Consider the following 4,619-nt stretch of genomic DNA (forward strand, 5'->3'; position numbering starts at 1 on the left):
ACTTCGCAATCGCCGATCCGATTTTCCGACGCGACGATTTCCTCCGATAGACGGACTGTTTCCCGCGCGGCGTCTTCGGCTGCCCGAATCGCAGTCTTTTCTTCTGCCGGAGTCTGACGACGGTTTTCAGAGGGCATGCCTCCCTGCTTGGCTTCCGAGGTTTTCGCAGGATACGGTTTCGATGGTCTTTACGGGCATCGTTCAACTTCCCCGCATCTCAGGGGCCAGAAATGGCCACCTGGGCTGAATCGGATTTGGGCGAGCCGCCTACGGCGGACGGCTCTACTCGCGCCGAAAAAAAGGCGGCGCTCACCGAACCCGCTAAAACGGTTTCGGCGCGTTCGCGTGACGATCCTCTCGCAGCAGGCGTGACGTTCGGGACGAGGGAAGCCTGATCGGCGTTGGGCAAATCAGCCACTGTCACCGCCTTCGCTCCGATGGAACCGGTTGGTTCCGACGCAGGCCTTCATGTCGTCGCGGCGAAACCAGATCGCGCGCCCGCAGCGCAGCGGCGGGTTGCCCGCGGTGAACACGATCTGCTCGTCGGCCCGCATGCGCATGACCTCATGCGGCAGGATCAGCGGCCGGCGGTTGAGTTGCTTGGATCGCGATCGCGACGATCCCTTCATTCCGGAGGAGCGGTTTGTCTGGTCGACCTCGACCGTCGTGTCGCCGCAACGCTTCGAAAGATACTCCGCCGTCTCCGGATCGTTGATCGCCGCGAACGAGATCCAGGATGCGGACTCGAACCATTTCGAGCTGGCGTCGCGGCCGCCATAGGCCTCTCGCATCTGGCCGATCGACTGAAAGATCAGCGTCAGGCTGATGCCGTATTTACGCCCCGCGTCGCGCGCGGTTTCGAGGATGCGCAGATAGCTAAGTCGCGCGACCTCGTCGAGCAGGAACAGGGTTTTGCCGGCGACCTCGCCATTGCGGTTATAGATCGCATTGAGGAACGAACCGATTACCACCCGCGCCAGCCCCGGATGGGCTTCCAGCACCTTCAGATCGAGCGCGATGAAGATATCCGTACGGCCGCCCGCGAGCTCGTCGGTTGAGAAGCCGTCGCCCGAGACGAGGGCGGCATAGTTCGGATAGGAGAGCCAGTGCGTCTCCTTCACCGCATTCGCATAGACGCCGCTGAAGGTCTCCGGCGTCATGTTGACGAAGACCGCGACGTTCTCGCGCACGAAGGCGGATTCCGATTGCTCGTAAATCCGCGTCAGCCGCTCGCGCAGCTTCGGCTCAGGCTCGGAGAGATTGGCGCGGACACGGCGCAGCGTCTGGTCCTTCTTTTCCGTATGCCCTGACAGGCAGACGTCGGCGATCAGAGCAGTCAGGAGCTGCATGGCCGAGGCGCGGAAAAAGTCGTCGCGCGCCGAGGCGGCGCGGGCATTGTCGGTCATGATCCATGTCGCGACCGCGACGATGTCTTCTTCCCGCGTTGCCCCGAATCGGCCGATCCAGTCGAGAGCGTTGAAGCCGGTCGCGGGGCTGGAAGGATCGAGCACGATCACCTTCCGACCGGCCCTGCGCCGGTGATCGACGACCATCGGCGCGACCTCGCTCGACGGATCGAGCACGATAAGACCGCCGCCCCATTTGAGCGCGGTCGGAATTGTCACCGACGTCGTCTTGAAACCGCCGGAGCCGGCGAAGACGATGCCATGCGATGAGCCGAACGACCCGTCGAAGCAAAGTAGCGGAGCTTTGCCGCCCACACCCCATGTCTCCCGTGCGTCGGCCCGGAACGACATGCCGGCCACGCTGTCGCGGTCGACACGATAGCGCTCGCCGATCACGATGCCGCCCGCATCCGCAAACATCCTGGCGGCCTCGGTCATGCCCATCCAGTTTGCCTCCCCATGGACCGCGCGCTTGCCATGGATGCGACGCGGAGCAGGCCTCGCGAAGGCGGCATTGCCCTTCACGGCAACGCGCAGCGCGAACACGCCGGCGACAAATGCGGCGAAGGCGCCGATCGTCGTCGCCGGGTCCGCATATGCGAAGACGGACCGGCCCGCTGGGACATTGCCGGCAATACCTGCAAGGCGGACCGCCTCACGCATCAATGCGATCAGGATCGTCGCCACGCTGCCCGCAACCACGCCCCATCCCGCCGCCTTGATGTTCGCCGCGCCGCTGGCCGCGAACAGGAAGATCACGCCGATCGCGGCCGCCGTCACATAGGGCAAAGTGAGACCGATGCGTCCGAGCATCAGCTTTGCCTGAGCGGTCTTGCCGAAGGCTGCGAGCCAGTGCTCGATGCCCGGCATGAGGATGGTCACCCCGACCATCATCATCGCCGGGATCAGGGCGAGGGCGATCCTATTCGCCGTCACGGCCGAAGGCCTCCGCGCCGATTGCGGTCAGGCGCGAGCGCTCCGCATCGTCGCCGTTGATGCGTGCCGCCGCGTCGATCAGCAGGCCGAGCAGCAGCGCCCGCTTCTCGTAACGGAGACCAGCTTTCGCAATCAGGCCGCCCAGCTCGATCTTCTCGCGCGTATCCTTTTTTCGTGCGTCGGCCGCTTGGCTCCGGCGCATTCGCTCAAGCCTCGCTAGCGCTGCCCGCAGCCGCGCCAGTTGCGACCGTCGCGGGCGGAGCGCCTGCACTCCTGCCCTCACCGGTGTTTCTCTTTCCGGTCGCAGCTCCCTTGCCTCCGCGAAAGCGCCCGGCGATTTCCTCGAACGCCGCCTGAAGCGTGGCCTCCTCGATCTCGATCTCGCCGAGTCCGGCTTTCAACGCGATCCGGCCGATGCGCTCGGCCTCGCGCGTCTCGGCCTGCTTGAGCTGGTCCTGCAGGCGGGCGATTTCTTCACGTATCTTTGATGACGGCTTCTTCATTCCGGTCGCGTCTCCCAAAAGTCTTGTGGCGTTTGTTTCGCCGCAAGACTTTCTCAAAAGCACGTCCGGAGGAACGTGCAGATTTGCACGTCGGCAAGGCCGACACTTTGGAGGATCATCCGGCCGTTCCGAAGGAGCGGCATCCAAGGGCGCAATTATACGTCGCTGGCGCGACGTGTTGCGTTGAGGCCTGACACGGCCCGCCGCTCCCGACGAACGAGGTTCGCATTCGGGAGTTTTCGTCGCCGTGGCCATCGCCCACTTCTCCGTCAGCATCGTCAGCCGCGGCGACGGCCGCAGCGCGGTGCTGTCAGCGGCCTACCGGCACTGCGCGAAGATGGACTACGAACGCGAGGCCCGGACGATCGACTATTCGCGCAAGCACGGCCTGGTGCATGAGGAGTTCTTGCTACCGGCCGATGCGCCGCAATGGGCGCGCAAGCTGATCGCGGACCGGTCCACCGCCGGAGCCGCGGAGGCCTTCTGGAACAAGGTCGAGGCCTTCGAGAAGCGTGTCGACGCGCAGCTTGCCAAGGACCTCACCATCGCCCTGCCGCTGGAGCTCTCAGTCGAACAGAATATCGCGCTCGTCCGAGACTTCGTGGAAAAGCACATCCTGTCGAAGGGTATGGTTGCCGACTGGGTCTACCACGACAATCCGGGCAATCCGCACATCCATCTGATGACGACGCTGCGGCCGCTCACCGAGGACGGTTTTGGCGCCAAGAAGGTCGCGGTCACCGGCGACGATGGGCAGCCGCTGCGAATCAACAGTGGCAAGATCGTTTACGAGCTATGGGCCGGCGGCACGCAAGAGTTTAACGCCTTTCGCGATGGCTGGTTCGAACGGCAGAACCATCATCTCGCGCTCAACGGGGTCGCGCTACAGGTTGATGGCCGCGCCTACGAAAAGCAGGGCATCGAGCTCGTGCCGACGATCCATGTCGGCGTTGGCGCCAAGGCGATCCAGCGCAAGGCAACAGCGGAAGGATGGAAGCCGTCGCTGGAGAGGCTTGACCTGCAGGAGGCGCGGAAGGCTGAGAACCTGCGCCGCATTCAGGCCCGTCCGGAGATCGTGCTCGATCTCGTTACCCGCGAGAAGAGCGTCTTCGATGAACGCGATATCGCGAAGGTGCTGCATCGCTATGTCGACGATCCGGCAGTGTTTCAGCAGCTCCTTGCGCGCATCATCCAGCGCCCGGAGGTGTTGCGCCTGCAGCGCGACACGGTGGCCTTTGCAACCGGAGAAAGGATGCCCGCACGCTACACTTTGCGGGATCTGATCCGGCTCGAAGCCGGGATGGCGCGGCGGGCGATCTGGCTTTCCGGTCATGAGACCCACGGCGTTCCGCAGAGGCTACTGGAAGCGACCTTTGCCCGGCATGCCCGCCTGTCGGACGAGCAGCGAACCGCCATCGACCATGTCGCCGGTTCCGCCCGCATCGCGGCTGTCGTCGGCCGCGCCGGCGCCGGCAAGACCACCATGATGAAGGCCGCCCGCGAGGCATGGGAAATTGCCGGGTACCGGGTGGTGGGTGCTGCGCTTGCCGGCAAGGCGGCAGAGGGTCTGGAGAAGGAAGCAGGGATCGCCAGCCGCACTCTGGCGTCGTGGGAGCTACGCTGGGAAAAGGGCCGGGACACGCTCGATGCCAAGACGGTGTTCGTCATGGACGAGGCCGGCATGGTCGCCTCGAAGCAGATGGCCGGCTTCGTCGAGGCCGTCGTCAGGGCAGGCGCCAAGCTCGTTCTGGTCGGCGATCCGGAGCAACTGCAG

At 64.5% G+C, this 4,619-nt stretch carries 4 protein-coding genes; 1 reads left to right on the top strand and 3 read right to left on the bottom strand.

Features of this window, described 5'->3' with window-relative positions; translation table 11 throughout:
* Positions 1–410 precede the first annotated feature (410 nt).
* From traG to traC, 3 genes are read right to left on the bottom strand one after another with little or no spacing between them, the layout of a single operon-like run.
* Positions 411–2,342, bottom strand: coding sequence for a Ti-type conjugative transfer system protein TraG (traG, locus tag EOB59_RS33370; protein ID WP_095482584.1), 1,932 nt, complete (start codon positions 2,340–2,342; stop codon positions 411–413).
* Positions 2,329–2,544, bottom strand: coding sequence for a type IV conjugative transfer system coupling protein TraD (locus tag EOB59_RS33375; protein ID WP_164895829.1), 216 nt, complete (start codon positions 2,542–2,544; stop codon positions 2,329–2,331). Before EOB59_RS33375 ends, traG begins: the two co-directional genes overlap by 14 nt.
* A 4-nt stretch (positions 2,545–2,548) precedes the next feature.
* Entirely contained in the window at positions 2,549–2,845 is a 297-nt protein-coding gene (traC, locus tag EOB59_RS33380; protein ID WP_095482583.1) for a conjugal transfer protein TraC, read from the bottom strand.
* A gap of 247 nt (positions 2,846–3,092) precedes the next feature.
* Between traC and traA the strand changes: the two genes are divergently transcribed.
* On the top strand, positions 3,093–4,619 hold a 1,527-nt coding region (traA, locus tag EOB59_RS37015), incomplete at its 3' end, for a Ti-type conjugative transfer relaxase TraA (protein WP_245486869.1).

Origin of the sequence: Mesorhizobium sp. M7A.F.Ca.MR.176.00.0.0, from assembly GCF_004023165.1 — a bacterium.
Classification (GTDB): domain Bacteria; phylum Pseudomonadota; class Alphaproteobacteria; order Rhizobiales; family Rhizobiaceae; genus Mesorhizobium.